General features: G+C 68.5%; 19 protein-coding genes. 12 read left to right on the top strand and 7 right to left on the bottom strand.

What is annotated here, in order from left to right:
- Positions 1 to 35 precede the first annotated feature (35 nt).
- The 5 genes from IG75_RS0102495 to IG75_RS0102470 form a co-directional block, all read right to left on the bottom strand.
- Positions 36 to 1,145: a PP2C family protein-serine/threonine phosphatase gene (locus IG75_RS0102495; RefSeq protein ID WP_030519482.1), complete on the bottom strand. Its 1,110-nt coding sequence runs from the start codon at positions 1,143 to 1,145 to the stop codon at positions 36 to 38.
- Positions 1,146 to 1,287: 142 nt separating this feature from the next.
- Positions 1,288 to 2,661, bottom strand: coding sequence for an FAD-dependent oxidoreductase (locus IG75_RS0102485; protein WP_030519481.1), 1,374 nt, complete (start codon positions 2,659 to 2,661; stop codon positions 1,288 to 1,290).
- A 279-nt stretch (positions 2,662 to 2,940) separates the two neighbouring features.
- Positions 2,941 to 4,482, bottom strand: a complete 1,542-nt coding sequence (locus IG75_RS0102475; protein ID WP_036512096.1) for a flavin-containing monooxygenase — start codon at positions 4,480 to 4,482, stop codon at positions 2,941 to 2,943.
- A gap of 335 nt (positions 4,483 to 4,817) precedes the next feature.
- Positions 4,818 to 5,009 carry a hypothetical protein gene (locus IG75_RS38885; RefSeq protein WP_030519479.1) on the bottom strand — a complete coding sequence of 64 codons (192 nt, stop codon included), beginning with the start codon at positions 5,007 to 5,009 and terminating at the stop codon, positions 4,818 to 4,820.
- A 10-nt stretch (positions 5,010 to 5,019) separates the two neighbouring features.
- Complete coding sequence (locus IG75_RS0102470) at positions 5,020 to 6,099, bottom strand: NAD-dependent epimerase/dehydratase family protein (RefSeq protein WP_036512533.1); 1,080 nt, start codon at positions 6,097 to 6,099, stop codon at positions 5,020 to 5,022.
- A gap of 112 nt (positions 6,100 to 6,211) precedes the next feature.
- Here IG75_RS0102470 and IG75_RS0102465 point away from each other — a divergent pair, with 112 nt between their 5' ends.
- From IG75_RS0102465 to IG75_RS0102455, 3 genes are all read left to right on the top strand, one after another.
- Positions 6,212 to 6,853 (top strand): TetR/AcrR family transcriptional regulator, encoded by a 642-nt coding sequence (locus IG75_RS0102465; protein WP_081876590.1) that lies wholly within the window; start codon positions 6,212 to 6,214, stop codon positions 6,851 to 6,853.
- Between the two features lie 91 nt (positions 6,854 to 6,944).
- The gene (locus tag IG75_RS0102460) at positions 6,945 to 7,253 is read left to right on the top strand and encodes a hypothetical protein (RefSeq protein WP_030519476.1); all 309 of its coding nucleotides are present in this window, start codon (positions 6,945 to 6,947) and stop codon (positions 7,251 to 7,253) included.
- A 321-nt stretch (positions 7,254 to 7,574) separates the two neighbouring features.
- Positions 7,575 to 7,991, top strand: coding sequence for a DUF779 domain-containing protein (locus IG75_RS0102455; RefSeq protein WP_162183769.1), 417 nt, complete (start codon positions 7,575 to 7,577; stop codon positions 7,989 to 7,991).
- Between the two features lie 11 nt (positions 7,992 to 8,002).
- Here the strand turns inward: IG75_RS0102455 and IG75_RS0102450 are convergent, their stop codons facing one another.
- The gene (locus tag IG75_RS0102450; protein WP_030519474.1) at positions 8,003 to 9,556 is read right to left on the bottom strand and encodes a succinic semialdehyde dehydrogenase; all 1,554 of its coding nucleotides are present in this window, start codon (positions 9,554 to 9,556) and stop codon (positions 8,003 to 8,005) included.
- Positions 9,557 to 9,722: 166 nt separating this feature from the next.
- Between IG75_RS0102450 and IG75_RS0102445 the strand changes: the two genes are divergently transcribed.
- The 4 genes from IG75_RS0102445 to IG75_RS0102430 are packed head-to-tail and all read left to right on the top strand — an operon-like array spanning position 9,723 to position 13,551.
- Entirely contained in the window at positions 9,723 to 12,128 is a 2,406-nt protein-coding gene (locus IG75_RS0102445) for a sensor histidine kinase (RefSeq protein ID WP_030519473.1), read from the top strand.
- Entirely contained in the window at positions 12,129 to 12,542 is a 414-nt protein-coding gene (locus IG75_RS0102440) for a roadblock/LC7 domain-containing protein (RefSeq protein WP_030519472.1), read from the top strand.
- Positions 12,543 to 12,581: 39 nt separating this feature from the next.
- Positions 12,582 to 12,956: a DUF742 domain-containing protein gene (locus IG75_RS0102435; protein WP_030519471.1), complete on the top strand. Its 375-nt coding sequence runs from the start codon at positions 12,582 to 12,584 to the stop codon at positions 12,954 to 12,956.
- 10 nt (positions 12,957 to 12,966) lie between these two features.
- Positions 12,967 to 13,551, top strand: coding sequence for a GTP-binding protein (locus tag IG75_RS0102430; RefSeq protein ID WP_036512093.1), 585 nt, complete (start codon positions 12,967 to 12,969; stop codon positions 13,549 to 13,551).
- 40 nt (positions 13,552 to 13,591) lie between these two features.
- Here the strand turns inward: IG75_RS0102430 and IG75_RS0102425 are convergent, their stop codons facing one another.
- Positions 13,592 to 13,999 carry an NUDIX hydrolase gene (locus IG75_RS0102425; protein ID WP_030519469.1) on the bottom strand — a complete coding sequence of 136 codons (408 nt, stop codon included), beginning with the start codon at positions 13,997 to 13,999 and terminating at the stop codon, positions 13,592 to 13,594.
- 62 nt (positions 14,000 to 14,061) lie between these two features.
- Here IG75_RS0102425 and IG75_RS0102420 point away from each other — a divergent pair, with 62 nt between their 5' ends.
- The 5 genes from IG75_RS0102420 (at position 14,062) to IG75_RS0102400 (ending at position 17,861) form a co-directional block, all read left to right on the top strand.
- Positions 14,062 to 14,472: an Rv3143 family two-component system response regulator gene (locus IG75_RS0102420; protein WP_030519468.1), complete on the top strand. Its 411-nt coding sequence runs from the start codon at positions 14,062 to 14,064 to the stop codon at positions 14,470 to 14,472.
- A 282-nt stretch (positions 14,473 to 14,754) separates the two neighbouring features.
- Entirely contained in the window at positions 14,755 to 15,135 is a 381-nt protein-coding gene (locus IG75_RS0102415; protein WP_030519467.1) for an NADH-quinone oxidoreductase subunit A, read from the top strand.
- 64 nt (positions 15,136 to 15,199) lie between these two features.
- Positions 15,200 to 15,754, top strand: coding sequence for a NuoB/complex I 20 kDa subunit family protein (locus tag IG75_RS0102410; RefSeq protein WP_030519466.1), 555 nt, complete (start codon positions 15,200 to 15,202; stop codon positions 15,752 to 15,754).
- Complete coding sequence (locus IG75_RS0102405; protein ID WP_051714133.1) at positions 15,751 to 16,476, top strand: NADH-quinone oxidoreductase subunit C; 726 nt, start codon at positions 15,751 to 15,753, stop codon at positions 16,474 to 16,476. The genes IG75_RS0102410 and IG75_RS0102405 overlap by 4 nt, the downstream gene beginning before the upstream one ends.
- Positions 16,476 to 17,861 (top strand): NADH-quinone oxidoreductase subunit D, encoded by a 1,386-nt coding sequence (locus tag IG75_RS0102400; protein ID WP_030519464.1) that lies wholly within the window; start codon positions 16,476 to 16,478, stop codon positions 17,859 to 17,861. Before IG75_RS0102405 ends, IG75_RS0102400 begins: the two co-directional genes overlap by 1 nt.
- The last annotated feature ends 103 nt before the right edge of the window (positions 17,862 to 17,964 follow it).

The raw sequence follows: 17,964 nt of genomic DNA, 5'->3' as shown, positions 1-17,964 counted from the left end.
ACGTTGCCCAGGATTTGCCGGGGCCGGCTATCGGATCAGCCGGCGGCGGGAATCGGGGTCAGCGCGACTGTGATGTTATCGCTGCCACCACAGACGACGGCGTAATCCACGAGCGCCCGCGCGCCCTCCACGATCGGCACGCCGAGCACCCGCCGCGCCAGATCGGCCGCGCCGGGCAGATAGTTCCACAGCCCGTCGGTACACAGCAGGAGCGATCCGGGTGTATCCACGTAATAGGTACGGATACTGTCCGCGGACCACGGCTGCTGACCGGCGTCGGCCCCCAGCCAGCGCATCAGGGTATGCGCCCGGGGATCGGCCATGGCGGCTTTCTCGTCCATGGCGCCGGCCTCCACCAGCGTCTGTGCCCACGAATCGTCCAGGGTGAGCTTCTGCGCCCCGGCCAGCGGCTCCGGATGGCCCGGCCGGGCCGGTTGCTGGGCCGTGGGCTCGCCCGCCGCCAGCCAGTAGGCACGGCTGTCGCCGATATTCGAGACGGTGATCGAGATACGCCCCCCGGTCTCGGTGCGCACGATCGCCGAGACATAGGTGCACGACGGCGCGTCACCGTCGGGACCGACCAGATTGCGCACCGCTTCCGAGGCCGCCGCCATCCCCGCGGCGGTGGCCTCCTCGGCCGTACGATCACCGGCCAGCGCCGCCACACACGCATCGACCCCGGTGCGCACGGCAGTGCCCGAGGCGGCCTGCGGATCGGGCGAGGAGGAGACTCCGTCGCAGACCACCAGCACGATAGTCCCCGGCTCCCCGTTCTCGTCCGGTACCACCGCGGCGGCCACGGCATCCTCGTTGCGCGCGTGCAGGATTCCGCGATCGGTCACCAGACCGGCGACACCCAGATCGGCCTCGAACCGGTCCTGGACGCGGTGCGGATGCTCACAGGTGGGACAGCGCGGGCCCCGGCTCTGTGTCCCGCAGTTCACGCACACCACTTCGGCGAGTTCGTCGTCCGGCAGGGCGACCCGGTGGACGCCCGAGCCCAGCGACTGCCGCGGCACGGTCGCTTCCGCGGCGGCGGCACGGCGACGGGTATCGAATGTTTCCCGCACTCGCGGTACCGGCTCGGTCACCGCGTCGAGAATATCCGCCGGGTCGGTGCCGCCGGCGTTCGCGTCAGGGTTCATCCGGCCGCCACATTCATGAGTAGTTTCCGGTGCTCGCCGATCCGGACGAACCGGATATCTCGGGTCCGCACACCGACCCCCTTCGTTCGACCCGTTCCGTACTGACGATCGACGATAGTACGCGGTACGCCGATGAGTGAGTTCACCCGCGCTCCCGCACCGCTCGCACCGCTTTGCGCGCCGCCACCAGCACCGGATCCCATACCGGCGAGAAAGGTGGCGCGTAGCCGAGATCGAGTGTGGTCATCTGCGCCACCGTCATTCCCGCGGTCAGCGCCACGGCCGCGATATCGACCCGTTTGCCCGCGCCCTCCCGGCCCACGATCTGCACCCCCAGCAGGCGGCCGCTGAGTCTTTCCGCCAGCATCTTCACCGTCATCACGGGCGCGTCCGGTAGATATCCGGCGCGGCTGGTGGATTCGATGGTCGCGGTGACGTACTGCAGACCCACCGCGCGAGCATCTTTCTCCCGCAGGCCCGTTCGCGCCACCTCGAGGTCGCAGACCTTGCTGACGGCGGTGCCGACGACACCGGGGAAGGTCGCATACCCGCCACCGATATTGGCGCCGATGATCTGACCGTGCTTGTTCGCGTGTGTGCCCAGCGCGATATGCCTGCGCATACCCGAGACCAGGTCCAGTACCTCGACACAATCCCCGCCGGCCCAGATGTTGTCATACCCTGTCACGCGCATGGCCGAATCGGTGAGCAGCCCGCCGTGGTTTCCGGTCGGTAGCCCGGCCGCGGCGGCCAGGGTCGTTTCGGGCACCACCCCGATCCCGAGAACCACCACATCCGCCGGGTGTTCGCGCCCGGCGGCGAACACCGACCGGACGCGGCCGTCGTCCCCGGTCCGGATCTCGGTGACCTCGCTGTCCCCGACCACCTTCACGTCCAGGCCCTGCAGGGCCTCGCGGACCAGCACACCCATATCCGGGTCCAGGGTGGACATCGGCTGGGCGCCGCTGTGCACGATGGTGACCTCGTAACCGCGCCGGATCAAGGCCTCGGCCATCTCGACCCCGATGTATCCGGCCCCGACCACCACCGCCCGCCGGCCGGTACCGGCGGCCAATGCCGCGATCAGCGACTCGCCGTCGTCCAGGGTCTGTACGCCGTGGACTCCGGGCGCGTCGATTCCGGGCAGTGCCGGGCGGATCGGACGCGCCCCGGTGGCCAGGACGAGGTGGTCGTACCCGGTCCACGTCTCGGTACCGGTGGCCAGTTCCCTGCTGCGCAGCCGGCCCCCGGCCACATCGAGTTCGACGACTTCGTGGCGCAGGCGTACATCGATACCGCGCGCCCGATGCTCCTCGGGCGTCCGGGCGATGAGGTGATCACGCTCCCGCACATGCCCGCCCACCCAGTACGGGATACCGCAGGCGGAGTACGAGGTGAAGTGCCCGCGTTCGAACACCACGATCTCGAGGTCCGATACGTCCCGGTGACGCCGGGCCTGGGCGGCCGCCGACATTCCGGTCGCGTCCCCGCCGACGACCACCAACCGCTCTGTCATGAGATCAAACTACCCAGCCGGCGCCCGATGCCATCCGCACCGCCTGCCTACCGGCTCGGCTCCGGCCCGATACCACCGCGGGTCGGCCACAGTTCGGCCGATGCCGGGCCGGGGTACCCGCCGACGCCGGATCCGGTTGGCTCGGCCGTCGCCGGTGCCGCCATTCCCGCAACAGGGCACCGACCAGCAACCGGGCCCCGTCGTCGGTGGTGGCGGCCCGGAGTCTCCCTTCTTGCGGGCCGAATGATCCCCGGTATCCGGCCGGGGTCCATCTCGACCTCAGGCGGGCCGGGTGCCGATGAGCGGCAGGCGGCTCGCCGCGCCGCGCGCCCGGCCCCCGGAACTGGTGGTCTCCGCCCCGGCGCGGTCGGTGAAGGTCAGGATGCCGTCCTCGATCGGGCTCTTGCGCAGGTAGGAGCGGTCGCGGAAGTAGCTGTTGACCACCTTCCACGGGCCGCCGGTCCCCTGCCGCGGCATCACCGCGTCCCCGCGCTGGATATACCCGGAACTCAGCGCCCCGCCCATCACCGACACCTCGGAGCGGTCGGAATCCTGCGCCCGGACCACGAACCGGGTGTATCCCTTGTCCCGCATCCGGTTCAGCACCCGGCAGAAGTACTCGGCGGCCAGATCGGCCTTAAGGGTCCAGGAGGCGTTCGTGTACCCGAGCACCATCAGGGCGTTCGGCACACCGTCGAGCAGTGAACCCTTGTACATGACCCGGTCCCGGGTGACCACCGGCTCACCGTCCACCTCGAGCGCTACCCCGCCCAGGATCTGAATGGTCAGCCCGGTGGCGGTGACGACGATATCGGCTTCGATCTCTTCGCCCGAGGAAAGCCGGATACCGGTTTCGGTGAAGGTCTCGATGGTGTCGGTGACCACCGAGGCGTCGCCGCGGCGCAGGGCCTTGAACAGGTCGCCGTCGGGTACGACGCACAGGCGTTGATCCCACGGCGCGTACTCCGGGGTGAAGTGACGCATGTCCACCCCTGGGCCGACCGCCAGCCGGACCCACTTCAGGAACATCTGCCGGGCCAGCTTCGGCCGGCGCCGCGACAGCTGGTAGCTGGCCTGCTGCACCGCGATATTGCGGGCGCGCCCGACCTGATAGGTGAGCCCGGCGGGGGACCCGACCTTCGTCATCCCCAGCGCCACCGGGTCGTCACCCGGGATGGAGGCGATATAGGTGGGCGATCGCTGCAGCATGGTCACATGGGCGGCCTCGCCCACCATGGACGGCACCAGCGTGATCGCGGTGGCGCCGCTGCCGATCACGACCACCTTCTTGTCCCGGTAGTCCAGGTCTTCGGGCCAGTGCTGCGGATGCACGATCCGCCCGGTGAACGCGTCCTCGCCGGGGAACGACGGCCGGTGGCCGTTGTCGTAGTCGTAGTAACCGGTGGCCCCCACCAGGAAGGTGCTGGTCCAGACCTCCTCGACACCGGTCGCCTCTTCGAGCACCCGCACCGTCCACCTGTTGTCCGGGCCGGACCAGCTCGCCGAAACCACCTTGCGGCCGAAACGGATCTTCGGCGTCACACCGTATTCGTCGGCGGTCTCGGCGATATAGCGGCGGATACCGGCGCCGTCGGCGAGCATGCGGGTACCGCGCCAGGGTCGGAAGCCGTAGCCGAACGAGTACATATCGGAGTCGGAGCGAATTCCCGGGTAGCGGAACAGGTCCCAGGTGCCGCCGACGGCAGTGCGGCGCTCCAGGATCGCGTAGCTGCGCCCGGTGTTCTCCTTCTCCAGGTGACAGGCCACATCGATACCGGACAGACCGGCTCCGATGATCAGTACGTCGACATGCCGCGTCATTGCGTTCCTCGTCTGCTCGTGCCCGGGGTCGTCGCCAATCATGACAGACACACCTTTTATCTGTAACCGAGAGTACTCGATAAACCCTCGATGGCACGCCGGGTCGCGCACGCCGATGCGATCAGCCTTCAACGCCCGGCAGATCCCCGCGGAACGGAGTCTCCGCGGACCCTCCGCCCGGCCCTACCGACTGTGATCTAAAACATATTTCTTCCACACCGGCATGACCGCACGCCGGGAGACGAGCCGCCGCGCCGATGGCCGAGCGCTGCACGGCGAACACGCCTGGTGGAAGCACGCTGCCGCCCGGATGGCCACGGCTTTCCGCAGAACCCTCAGCAGCAGACCGCCGCCACAGTAGCCGTGAGACCGCCCGCCGAGGCGAGCCCGATCGGCACCACCACCCGCACACCCCGCCATCGGCTTCCCTCCGCCGGCCGGGCCGACGCACTCGCCCGCGGCGGCCGGCCGTTGCGCCATCGGCGCCCCAGCGCACCCAGAGTGATCAGCAATGTCGCTATCAGCATCTCGGACCCCTCACACCCCGGCTACCGGCACCGGGCGAGCACTCGGACCGGATCCGGCCCGCCCGGGCGACGGCACCACCCCCGCACGCAGCAGACTCTCCGCCGTATCACGCACCGTGTCGTCCACCGGGCGCATCGTCCACCCCAGGTCACGCCGGGCTCGCGCGGCGCTCACTCTCTCGACCTTGCCCAGCGCCGGAACCGTCAGCCGCAGCCCGCGATCGAACAGCGCCACCAGGCGTACGAGTGAATCGGGCAGCGCACGGGTGGCGACGCGGAATCCGCGCGGCCCGTACGCCGCGGCCAGGATCTGCGCCATATCCCGCATCCACACGTGGTCACCGGCGCAGATGTAGCGATTCCCGGCCGCCTGCGCGGTCTCCATGGCCAACCGGTGCGCCACCGCCAGATCGCGGACATCGACCACCGACCATCCCACACGCGGCACACCCGGAACAGCGCCTGCCAGTAGCCGGCGGACCGGTTCGTGCGAGGTGCTCGTCGCCGGAGACAGCACCGGCCCGAGAACCATTCCCGGGTTCAGCACGACCAGCTCGAGACCACGCGTCGCGGACAGGGACTCGGCGAATTCCCACGCGGCACGCTCGGCCAGCGTTTTACTGCGCTGATACGCCGGACTGCGCTCCACGACAGTCCAATCCGCCTCGGTGCGCACCGCCTCGTCACGATGCCCGTGCGCGATCGCGGCGATCGAGGAGGTCAGCACCACTCGTCGCACACCGGGCGCGGCGGCCGCGGCCCGCAGCACCCGCAGCGTCCCGTCCACCGCGGTGCGGATCAGTTCGCTGTCATCGTCGGGCGGGGTCGCCGGGAAGGGCGAGGCCACATGCAGCACCTGCGCACAGCCCGCGACGGCTTCGGCCCAGCCGGCATCGCGATCGAGGTCGGCCGCGGCGAATTCCAGGTCACCGCCCACGCGGGCGGCGTAGTCGACGAGATGCGCCCGCCTGCCGGCGCCGCCGAGATCGCGCACGGTGCCGCGCACCGCGTAGCCGTGATCGAGTAGTTCGGCGATGACATGCCCGGCGACGAATCCCGTGGCGCCGGTCACCAGTACCCGTGTGCTCATTTCCATCCTCGAGGGTGTTGATCTGAACGCTGCTCAGATAATCTAAGCACCGCATAGATCCGCTGTCCAGACCCGGTCCGGGCATGGAACGCCCGGCGCTTACCCTCAGAAGGTGACCCGGACCTCCTACCACCACGGCGCCCTGCGTGATGCCCTGCTGGCCGCCTGTCTGCGGCTCATCGAAACCGAGGGCATCGCGGCGGTGAGCCTGCGCCGGGTCGCCCGGGAGGCCGGCGTCAGTTCCGGCGCCCCGTACCACCATTTCGCCGATCGCGCGGCACTGCTGGCCGATCTCGCCACCCAGGGCTTCCGCTTGCTCACCGAGCAACTCTCGGCCGCCCGCGCCACCGCCGGCTCCCCCACCGCGGCACTCCTCGCCCTGGAACAGTCCTATATCCGGTTCGCCCGGGAGCAGCCCGGCTACTTCCGGCTGATGTTCCGCCCGGAACTGTCACAGCCGGAGAAGCACCCCGACACCCGCGCGGCCGGCGAAGCCGCCTTCGGCGTGCTCGCCGACGCGGTCGAGGCCTGCGTGATCGCCGGCGAACTACCGCCGGAACGCGCCGAACCGACCACTCTCACGCTCTGGGCGCTCGGCCACGGTCTGGCGTCGTTGTGGCTCGACGGTCAGTTGGACAAACGCGGCACCTTGTTCGGTACGACCGCAGCCGCCCTGGTCGATTCGGTGGTCGACGGCATTCCCGGATTTCTCGGCGCCGGCACCGGATCACCGCCCGTTCTCCCGCCGGAGTGAGCCGGCCGCCGTGGTGGGTATGCCGGGCATAGAGTGAACTGGACTCGGGTTCGCACCGCACGGCCCGAGCCGACCAGGAGGATTGTTGTCGATGAATGCCACGAAGGCCCGCGCGGGCCTGTTGATCGCGGCCGCCGTGCTCACACTGGCCGGCTGTACCGAAATCGAACGGGCCATGAACAAGGGCGGCGACACCCCGTGCCGCGAGTACGTGGAGCAGGACCAGAAGACCCAGCGCGTCACCATCACCAAGTTCCTGGAGGAGCAGCGGGGCGCGGAACCGAGCGGCACGAACGTGGACCTGTCCATCGCGGCGGTCAACGCGCTGTGCAGCGTGCAGGCCAACGCCGACACTCCGATCGAGCGGGCCGACGTCGCGGGTATCTTCATCCGCAAATGAGCTGGTGCGCAATGATTTTCGAGGCGACGTAGCTCCCGTCCGGACGGCCCGGCCGCACACTCGTTCCGGGCCCACGAGCACACAAGGCCATACCACAAGCGTTTTCGGCCGCTCACGGACACCCGCTCGCTCCGGCGACCGCAATACGCAAGAATGTGTTCGCAAAAGTGCCGGCCACCACGAGCCGGTATCTCGGACGGCGGGTGTATCGAATCCCCGGACCGTCCGATACGGGGCCGGCGATGCACAAGGGAGCGAGATGTTTCATCGGATCGATTCGGCAACGCCACCGCGGTGCCACGGCACGGCACGGAGCTGCTGATGGCGTATCGCAGCGACCGGGTCGCGGTAACGGATCGGGCCCGCAACGCGTTACGCGAGTTGATCGAACAGCACGGGCCCATCCTGCTGTACCTTCCGCACCGCGAATCCGCCGACCCGCAACCGGACTGGCTACCGATCCGCGATTTCCGGGCCGCCGAGGGAGATACTCTGTTCGGCCGCCTCGCCTGGCATACCGAACTGTGGATGAGCACGGAGGCCTACACCCGTTTCGAGCGCGAACATCTCACCGTGGACGTGCCCGCCGACGCCGGTCCGGCAGCCGGCGGTGATTCGAACGGCGGATCGCCGCCCGAAGAGGCCGCGGTCTTCCTGCTCCGCACCCGCCGGCTCAGTGCCGCGGAAGCCGCCGCGCTCGACAGCCGCAAGCGCGGCGGCCCCGGCACCGCGACCTGACCCGGCCGGTCTCAGCGGCCGGGTAGTAACCGCAGCGACCGAGCGATCGTCATCAGCACCCGCTGCCACAGGTCCCGGGGGACCAGTGGCGGCGGGTCCAGGTTCAGGAAACGGGTCGAGACCACCGATTGCGGTTCGGTGTATTTGAGCAGCCCCGCCGGCCCGTGCCGGCGGCCCACCCCGGAGATCCCGGTCCCGCCCATCGGCGCCGCGGTCGTCCCCCAGGCCGGCGCGTACCCCTCGTTCACGCAGACCGTGCCGGTTTTCAGCAGCCGCGCGATCCGCTCGCCTTCGGCGAGACCACCCGCCCAGACGCTCGCGTTCAAACCGTATTCGGTGTCGTTGGCCGCTGCCACCGCCTCGGCCACGGAATCGACCGGATAGATCGAGACCAACGGCCCGAAGGTTTCCTCGCGCGCGCAGACCATCTCCTCGGTGACCCCGGTGAGCACCGTCGGCTCGAAGAACAGCGGACCGATATCGGGTCGCGCCGCACCTCCGACGCGCACTTCGGCGCCCTTGGCGACGGCATCGGCGAGATGGTCGGTGACGGTACGCAGCTGGGCCGCGGAGATGAGCGAGCCGATATCCATCGAGTTGTCGTACGCGGCACCGAGCGTTGCGGCCGATACGGCGGCCGTGAACTTCTCGGTGAACTCCGCGGCCACCGCACGGTGCACGTAGATCCGTTCGATGGAGATGCACAACTGGCCGGCATTGGAGAAACACGCGCGGACGGCCGCCCGCGCCGCACGGCCGATATCGGCGTCTTCGGTGACGATCATCGGATTCTTACCGCCCAGCTCGGCGGAGAAACCGATGAGCCGCGCACCGCACCGCTGGGCGAGCGTCCGGCCGGTGGCCGAGGAACCGGTGAACATCAGATAGTCACCGCAGTCCACCATCGCCTCGCCGACCACCGGGCCGGGACCGGTGACCACCGCCAGCAGATCCCGGGGCAGCCCGGCACGGTAGAGCAGTTCGGCGCCGGCGAGCGCGGAGAACGGCGTCGAACTGTCGGGTTTGAGGACCACCGCGTTGCCCGCCAGCAGCGCGGGAATCGCATCACCCAGGGACAGCACCAGCGGATAGTTCCACGGCGCGATCACCGCGACGACGCCCTTGGGCCGGGCATCGACGAACGCGCGGTTCAGCACCGGAAAGGCGCCGGGCACCCGCCGCTCATCCAGCAGCGCGGGCGCCACGCGCGCGAAATACCGCGCGGCGAACATCAGCCCCGTGACCTCTTCCTGGGCCGCCCAGCGCGCCTTACCCGTCTCCGCCTGGATCACATCCATCAGTGCCGCCCGCTGCGCCACGACCAGGGACCGGTAGCGGTGGAACACCCGGGCGCGTTCCCGCGCCGGGCGGGCCGCCCAGTGGGACTGCGCCACGCGGGCGCGGGCGACGGCCGCGGCGACATCCCCGGCCGTACCGATCGGCACCGAACCCAGCGGTTTGCCGGTGAAGACCTCGTCGATCGTCCGAGGTGGGCGGGCGGCGGCATCATCGATCGCGACCAGAGTGCGTAACCGGTCGAAGACTTCGGTTTCCGGTATGGGCATTACGCCTCCTACCTGTCGGTATTCGCGAGGTGAGGACAAATCTACCCGCGGCGCACCGGACGGCGACGGCGCCGCCACGCCGCATATGCCGGATTCGGTGTCAAAGTGAGTCCTGTTCAATGGGATTCGATGTGCAGGAAATCGGTCGAACGGTTAACTTGTGGCGATGTTCAGAGCGAGGCTCGGTGTCCGCGCCCGGATCCTGGCCATCGCGCTCATCCCGAGTCTGACCCTGTTGGTGGCCGGTGTGGGTGCGACGGGCTATCTGATCGACCAGGGACAACACAACCGGCAGGTGACCGAGGCGTTACGCGAGGTCTCGGGCCCCACTCGCGATGTGTACGAGGTGATCCAGAACGAGCGCCGCCTCACGCTCGCCCATCTCGCCGGTGACCCCACCGCGGCCGCCGCCCTCACCGCGGTCCGGCCCAACACCGAACAAGCCCTCCGCGACCTGGTCACCGGAGCTCAGCGGATCCGGGAACTGCAGCCGGCGGAGATCACCGACGATGTCGGCTCGTTCACCACGCTCACCCAGCAGCTCGGCAATATCCGTACCGCGGTCGACACCCGCGCGGTGCCGACCGGTGACGCCTATACCTTCTACGTCCGGGTCCTCGATGCCTTCAGCACCGGCGCCCAGCTGTCGAACACCTTCGAACAGGACCCGGCGGCGGTCGGCCAGCTGGGCCTGGTCTCGCGCATCATGCACGCGCTGGAAGCGGCTTCGCGCAGTCACGCCCTCGCCGGCGCGGCGCTGCGCACCGGCAACCCGGTCGCACTGCCCGACGAATTCATCCAGCAGACCGGCTTCTACCACACCGAAACCGCCCTGCTGGCCACTCAGCTGGATCCGGAGATCGGCGAGCGGGTGCGCACCCTGGTCGACAGCCCGGAGTGGCGGTTGCTGGCCCGCACCGAGAACACGCTCATCGCGCGCAGCGTCGGAGGGGCCGACGCCGAGAACACCGCGGCCGCGCTCTCGCCGGGGCAGCTGACGGCCTGGCAGGCGGCAGCCGACCACGTCAACCAGGAGATGCTCAACCTCTGGGACGACCAGAACCAGCTCATGCAGGAGCTGTCGCTGAACGCCGCCGCCCGCACCACCAATCAGTCGCTGCTGATCGGCCTGGCGGTCCTGGTGATCTCCGCGGCCGCGTTCGGGGTATCGCTGGTCCTGGCCAACCGGTTCATCCATCGCCTGGTGCGGTTGCGCGACCATACGCTGGCCCTCGCCGACGAACGCCTGCCCGATATGCTCGAACGTCTGCGCACCGGGGAGGACATCGACGAAACCGCGGCCGCCGCGAAGCTCGACTTCGGCCGGGACGAACTCGGGGCGGTGGCCACCGCCTTCGAACACGCGCACGCCGTGGCGGTCAATGCCGCGATCACCGAGGCCCGCACTCAGGAGGGTGTGAAGGCGATCTTCCTCAACATCGCCCACCGCAGCCAGATCGTGGTCCACAAACAACTGGAGATCCTCGACGACGCCGAACGGCGCGAAGAAGACCCGGCAATGCTGGACATCCTGTTCAAACTCGATCATCTGGCCACCCGCGAACGCCGCAACGCCGAAAACCTCACCATCCTCGGTGGCGGGAAACCGGGCCGCCAGTGGCGGGCCCCCGTACCGCTGGTCGACCTGGTACGCAGTGCGGTGGGGGAAACCCAGGACTACACCCGGGTGCGGCTGGCCCGCCTCCCCGAACTCCGTATCGCCGGCAACGCCGTCGGTGACCTCATCCATCTGCTCGCCGAACTCGTCGACAACGCCACCTCGTTCTCCCCGCCGCAGTCGCGGGTCCAGGTCACCGGTTCGGTGATCGGCAAGGGCGTGGCCGTGGAGATCACCGATCAGGGCATGGGCATCTCGGAAGAGGACCGCGAGCGCCTGAACGAACTCCTGGAGAACCCGCCGAACTTCGAGGTCGCGTCCCTGCAGAAGGATTCGCGGCTCGGTATCTTCGTCGTCGCGCAGCTGGCGGCCCGCCACGGTGTCGCGGTGCGGTTGTGGGAATCGGAATACGGCGGTGTCCGGGCGGTGGTCATCGTGCCCGCCACCCTGCTGACCGATCCCGCCGAGGAGACCACACCGCTGACCGGGCTGCGGACCCCGGGCCCGGGGCCGGAGAGCGGCACGGAGAGCCATACCGACCCCCTCCCCGAGAGCTCCGCCCTCGCGACGCTGCTCGCCGACCGGCCCCACGACACCGAGCCCACCGGCGATCGGGCCGAGCAGGCCGGCGCCGCGCCGACCGGTACATCCGACACTGTTCCGGCCGCCCGGCCCGAAGCCACGGAGACCACCGCCGAACCGACCCTGCTGCCCGACGGTCGTCCGGCTTTACCCCGCCGTAGCAGGCAGGCTAAAGTCGCACCGCGACCGGAAGTTTCGGACGTCGCCCAGACCGCCGCAACGGCGCGGCCACGCTCGGCCGAACAGGCCAGGGATCTGATGTCGGCGATCGAGAACGGCACCCGGCAGGGCCGCAAGCCATTGCCCGCCGCAGAAACCGGCGCCGGGAACCCGGCGGCGGATGGCGCATCCCCGGATGAACAGGAAGGCTAAGTGTCCACTTCCACACAAGGTGACCTGAACTGGCTGCTCGACGACCTGGTCGAGCGACTCGCGGGGGTCCGCCTCGCGGTCGTACTGTCCACCGACGGAATGCTGCTGGGCCACTCCTCCAAAATGGATCGCACCGAGGCCGAGCATTTCGCCGCGATGTCGTCCACCCTGCACGGCCTGGCCCGGAGCGCTGGCGCGCGGTTCGAAGGCGGTGCCGTACGGCAGGCGGTGATCGAGCTCGATCGCGCCGTACTGTTCGTCACCTCGGCCGGTGACAACGCGTGCATCGCCGTACAGGCCGCCGCGGACGCCAATCTCGGCATGGTGGCCTACGAGATGAACCTCACCGTCCAGCGGGTCGGCAGCCATCTGTCGACCGGTTCCCGCGGCGGGGCCGGGGCCGACCCCCGGTAACTGCGGAAACAGCAACGGTGCCATGACAGGTATGCGGGTATGACCGGGCCACGGGAACCCTGGTTCGACGACGACGCCGGACCTCTGGTGCGGCCGTACGCCATCACCAAGGGTCGCACTGTGGGTGCGGGACACGACCTGGATATGCTCACTGTCGTGGTCAAAGCTCGTGGTGCCCCGCCGTTGCGCCGGACCGAACCCGAGTACACCGATATCGTGCACCTGTGCACGGAAGCACAAACCGTGGCGGAGGTGGCAGCCGCCTTGAAACTGCCGCTGGCGGTGACCAAGATTCTCGTCGGAGATCTGATCGGTGACGGCCATCTGATCTTCCGGGCTCCCGTGCAGATGGAGTCCGGTCCCGGCGACTTCAACATATTGCGAGCGGTACTGGATGGAATCCGAAAAATTTGACCCTGCCCGGATGGACCCCGGGGCTCCGGCTCTTGCTGCGTCGGTGAAGGTCCTCATCGCCGGTGGTTTCGGCGTCGGCAAGACCACGATGGTGGCCTCGATCAGCGAGATCCCGCCGCTACGCACCGAGGAGATGATCACCGAACTCAGTACCGGCATCGATGATCTGTCCGGTGTCGAGTCCAAGACCACCACGACGGTGGCACTGGACTTCGGCCGGATCACCATCGACAAGGACCTGGTGCTGTACCTGTTCGGCACCCCCGGCCAGGATCGCTTCTGGTTCCTGTGGGACGAACTCGCCCGGGGCGCGCTCGGCGCGGTGGTCCTGGCCGATACCCGCCGGTTGGGGAATTCCTTCGCCGCCATCGACTATTTCGAGCGGCGCGGCCTGCCCTTCCTGATCGCGGTGAACTGTTTCGACGGTGCGCCGCGGTACACGATCGACGAGGTCCGCGACGCGCTCGATCTCGACCCGTCCATCCCGGTCATGCTGTGCGACGCGCGCGACCGGGTCTCGGCGAAGAATGTGCTGCTCAGTCTGATCGAGCATCTCATCGAACGGGCCACCCGCCCGAATCTCACCACCAAGTAGGCCGGCACGGGCGGGGCCGCACCGGTTCCGCCCGCCGGGTTCAGCGTGCCAGGTGACCCGCCGCGTGGAGCTCGTCGAACAGCAACTGGTCCACCGGCGGCACCCGGGGCCGATCGCCGAAGCCGAACCACGCGAGTTCGGCGATCTCACTACTCGCGACCAGCGTTCCCCGATAGTCCGCTCGATAGCAGCTCATACGGACCCGCGCGTCGCCGTCGACCGCTTCGTAGACACCCACCGCCTCGACCGTCTCCGGTATCAGCGCGACGGTCAGTTCCTCGGTGATCTCGCGCAGCAGCGTCTGCTCATCGGATTCGCCGGCTTCCCGTTTCCCGCCCGGAATGTAGAAGACGTCCTTGCCGCGCGGACGCGCACACAGGATTCGCCCGTCCACGATGAGGACCCAGGCGACCGTATCGATGAGTTCCCCGACCAGCTCGTCTGTCACCGGGGCATATTATCTGGTCCAAGCTGCCACGAATCCCGTGGTCGCGGACGTACCATGCGAACGTGGCCGATGCGAATCCTCCCGCCGCGCTGCGGGTCCTGGTCTACAGCAACGACGCCGACACCCGGGGTCAGGTGATGCTGGCGCTCGGCCGCCGGCCGCATCCGGACCTACCGCCGCTGGAGTACCTCGAGGTGGCCACGGCCCCGGTGGTGTTGGAGCGGATGGATGCCGGCGCGGCCGATCTGGCCGTACTGGATGGCGAATCCGCGCCGGTGGGTGGGATGGGCCTGGCCAAACAGCTCAAGGACGAGATCCGCGGGTGTCCGCCGCTGGTCGTGCTCACCGGGCGCGCCGACGATGCCTGGCTGGCGAACTGGTCGCGGGCCGAAGCCGTCGCCACCCACCCGATCGACCCCTTGCGACTCACCGAGATCGTGGTCGATCTGCTGCGCCGGCGCCCGGCCGCCTGAGCGGTGATTAGGTTCATTCGCTCATAAATCTCAGTCGCGAATTCGATCAAAGCCCTCCACCAATCCGCGTTCGTCCTGCCACGACAGTTGTAGGCTGTGCTGTAGCTCACATGAGCGCGGGAGATGACATATAACCCGCGTCGACTGATCCTCCCCCAGCCCTGTGTCGAATCCGGGGACGATCCGGCGGCGCGGGGCATACGCATCCACCGCCCGACCCCGTTCGCGGGACCCGGTGGCACAACCGCGGGGTTCCAGTTCGCAAGGAGGGGAAGCGCAGTCGTGAACACCGAACTGCCGATACTGGTCCTCGGCGCGGTCGCCGCCGCGTTCGCGGTGATCTCGATCCTGATCGCCGGCCTCATCGGCCCCAAACGCTACAACCGCGCCAAACTACAGGCCTACGAATGCGGTATCGAACCCACCCCGCACGCGACGGCCGGAGGCGCGGGAAACATTACCGGACAACGGTTTCCGGTGAAGTACTACCTCACCGCGATGCTGTTCATCATCTTCGATATCGAGATCGTGTTCCTCTACCCGTGGGCGGTCCATATCGATGCGCTCGGGGTGTTCGGACTGGCCGCGATGGCACTGTTCATCGTCAATGTCTCGGTCGCCTACGCCTACGAATGGCGGCGCGGCGGCCTCAGCTGGGACTGAGCCGCGAACCTCCGATCAGCCGCACCGCGCCCGGCGCGGGCCGATATCCAGGGAGTAGTCGGACATGGGTTTGGAAGAGAAACTGCCCAGTGGTTTCGTGCTCAGCACGGTCGAAGCCATGGCGGGATACATGCGCAAGGGGTCGGTGTGGCCGGCCACCTTCGGTCTGGCCTGCTGCGCCATCGAGATGATGGCCACCGGCGGTGGCAGATTCGACTCGGCGCGTTTCGGTATGGAGGTCTTCCGTGCGTCACCGCGGCAGGCCGATCTGATGATCGTGGCGGGCCGGGTCAGCCAGAAGATGGCGCCGGTGCTCCGCCAGGTCTACGACCAGATGACCGAACCGAAATGGGTGCTGGCCATGGGGGTGTGCGCCTCCTCCGGTGGCATGTTCAACAACTACGCCATCGTGCAGGGCGTGGATCATGTGGTCCCCGTCGACATCTACCTACCGGGTTGTCCACCCCGCCCGGAGATGCTGCTCAACGCCATCCTCGCACTGCACGAGAAGATCCAGGCGACCCCGATGGGCGTGAACCGGACCGAGGCGATCCGCGCCGCCGAAGCGGCGGCGCTGGCGGCCACCCCGACCATCCGGATGGAAGGCCTGCTGCGATGAGCACCGAAGACCCGGGCTCCACCGACAGCCGCGCCGTGGAACCCGAACAGCCGATCGGTCCCGAGGACGAGGTCATCGGGGTGCGCCGGGGTATGTTCGGGATCTCCGGCAGCGGCGACACCTCCGGCTACGGCCGCCTGGTCCACCGGGTCGCGCTGCCCGGCGGCAGCGCGCCACCCTACGGGAGCTATTTCGACACCGTGGTCGACCTGCTGCGCGCGGCCCTGTCGTCCGGCGCCGGGTTCGATACCGCGATCGAGAAGGTCGTGGTGGACCGCGGCGAACTCACCCTGCACGTCGACCGCGACCATCTGGTCGCGGTGGCGCGGGCGCTGCGCGACGATCCGGCGCTGCGATTCGAACTGTGCCTCGGAGTCAACGGCGTGCACTACCCGGACGAATCCGGCCGGGAGCTACACGCGGTCTATCACCTGAACTCGATCACGCACGGCCGCCGGCTGCGGCTCGAGGTGTCCGCCCCGGACACCGACCCGCACATCCCGTCGCTGTACCGCGTGTATCCGACCTGCGACTGGCACGAACGGGAGACCTACGACTTCTTCGGAATCCTGTTCGACGGGCATCCCTCGCTGACCCGCATCACCATGCCCGACGACTGGCGCGGTCACCCGCAGCGCAAGGACTACCCGCTCGGCGGGATACCGGTCGAGTACAAGGGCGCGCGGATACCGCCGCCCGATGAGCGGAGGGCATACAGCTGATGAGCGAGATCGATTACCGGCCCGGAGTCTCCGGCGGGCCGGACAGCGACGACTCCCGGACCGCCCCCACGGCGCCCGGCCACAGCGGTGCGGACCCCACCGAACAGGTCTTGACGGTCGCCGGGCAGGACTGGGACGAGGTCGCCGACGCACTGCGCGGCGCGGGCGAGGAACGCATCGTCGTCAATATGGGCCCGCAGCATCCGTCCACGCACGGGGTGTTGCGGCTCATCCTGGAGATCGAGGGCGAAACCGTGGTCGAGGCCCGGTGCGGTATCGGCTATCTGCACACCGGTATCGAGAAGAACCTCGAATTCCGCGCCTGGGCCCAGGGCGTCACCTTCGTCACCCGGATGGACTACCTGTCCCCCTTCTTCAACGAGACCGCCTTCTGCCTCGGCGTGGAGCGACTGCTGGGCATCACCGACGACATCCCCGAGCGCGCCACCGTGATCCGGGTGCTGCTGATGGAGCTCAACCGCATCTCCTCGCATCTGGTGGCGCTGGCGACCGGCGGTATGGAACTGGGCGCGCTGACCCCGATGCTGTTCGGCTTCCGGGAGCGTGAACTGATCCTCGACGTTTTCGAGAACATCACCGGCCTGCGGATGAACCACGCGTACATCCGGCCCGGCGGTATCGCCCAGGACCTGCCCGGCGACGCGGTGGGCAAGGTTCGCGACCTGCTGGCGCTGATGCCGAAACGTCTGCGGGACATGGAGCATCTGCTCACCCACAATCCGATCTTCAAGGCACGCACCCAGAACATCGGCTACCTCGACCTGACCGGCTGTATCGCGCTCGGCGTCACCGGACCGGTCCTGCGCTCCACCGGTCTGCCCCACGATCTGCGCAAGGCCGCGCCCTATTGCGGATACGACACCTACGAATTCACCGTCCCCACCACCGACACCTGTGACTGCTACGGCCGCTACCTCATCCGGATCGAGGAGATGAAGCAGTCGCTGGCGATCGTGGAACAGTGCCTGGACCGGTTGCGGCCGGGTCCGGTGATGGTGGCGGACAAGAAGATCGCCTGGCCCGCGGATCTGGAACTGGGCGCCGACGGGCTGGGCAATTCGCCACAGCATATCGGCAAGATCATGGGAACCTCGATGGAAGGCCTCATCCACCACTTCAAGCTGGTCACCGAGGGTATCCGGGTGCCCCCGGGGCAGGTCTACGAGGCGGTGGAGTCGCCGCGCGGCGAACTCGGCGTCCATATGGTCAGCGACGGTGGCACGCGACCCTACCGCGTGCACTATCGCGATCCCTCCTTCACCAACCTGCAGGCCGTGGCAGCGATGTGCGAGGGCGGCATGGTCGCCGACGTGATCGCGGCCGTCGCCAGCATCGATCCGGTGATGGGCGGTGTGGACCGGTGAGGGGCGATACCTCCGCCAACGCTTCGGCCTCCGCCGACCACGCGTATCGGCCACGAAGGAGACCTGAACTCATGCGGCGGTACCTCCGCCCACGCTGCGGTCT

It is taken from the genome of Nocardia rhamnosiphila NBRC 108938 (genome assembly GCF_000720425.1).
Classification (GTDB): Bacteria; Actinomycetota; Actinomycetes; order Mycobacteriales; family Mycobacteriaceae; genus Nocardia; species Nocardia rhamnosiphila.
This window is presented reverse-complemented; position numbering and strand designations above follow the sequence as displayed.

Coding starts and splice junctions, on each gene's coding strand:
- IG75_RS0102495 (WP_030519482.1), bottom strand. CDS start 1,145: ATGAACCCTGACGCGAACGCCGGCGGCACCGACCCGGCGGATATTCTC.
- IG75_RS0102485 (WP_030519481.1), bottom strand. CDS start 2,661: ATGACAGAGCGGTTGGTGGTCGTCGGCGGGGACGCGACCGGAATGTCG.
- IG75_RS0102475 (WP_036512096.1), bottom strand. CDS start 4,482: ATGACGCGGCATGTCGACGTACTGATCATCGGAGCCGGTCTGTCCGGT.
- IG75_RS38885 (WP_030519479.1), bottom strand. CDS start 5,009: ATGCTGATAGCGACATTGCTGATCACTCTGGGTGCGCTGGGGCGCCGA.
- IG75_RS0102470 (WP_036512533.1), bottom strand. CDS start 6,099: ATGAGCACACGGGTACTGGTGACCGGCGCCACGGGATTCGTCGCCGGG.
- IG75_RS0102460 (WP_030519476.1), top strand. CDS start 6,945: ATGAATGCCACGAAGGCCCGCGCGGGCCTGTTGATCGCGGCCGCCGTG.
- IG75_RS0102455 (WP_162183769.1), top strand. CDS start 7,575: ATGGCGTATCGCAGCGACCGGGTCGCGGTAACGGATCGGGCCCGCAAC.
- IG75_RS0102450 (WP_030519474.1), bottom strand. CDS start 9,556: ATGCCCATACCGGAAACCGAAGTCTTCGACCGGTTACGCACTCTGGTC.
- IG75_RS0102445 (WP_030519473.1), top strand. CDS start 9,723: ATGTTCAGAGCGAGGCTCGGTGTCCGCGCCCGGATCCTGGCCATCGCG.
- IG75_RS0102435 (WP_030519471.1), top strand. CDS start 12,582: ATGACCGGGCCACGGGAACCCTGGTTCGACGACGACGCCGGACCTCTG.
- IG75_RS0102430 (WP_036512093.1), top strand. CDS start 12,967: ATGGACCCCGGGGCTCCGGCTCTTGCTGCGTCGGTGAAGGTCCTCATC.
- IG75_RS0102410 (WP_030519466.1), top strand. CDS start 15,200: ATGGGTTTGGAAGAGAAACTGCCCAGTGGTTTCGTGCTCAGCACGGTC.
- IG75_RS0102405 (WP_051714133.1), top strand. CDS start 15,751: ATGAGCACCGAAGACCCGGGCTCCACCGACAGCCGCGCCGTGGAACCC.
- IG75_RS0102400 (WP_030519464.1), top strand. CDS start 16,476: ATGAGCGAGATCGATTACCGGCCCGGAGTCTCCGGCGGGCCGGACAGC.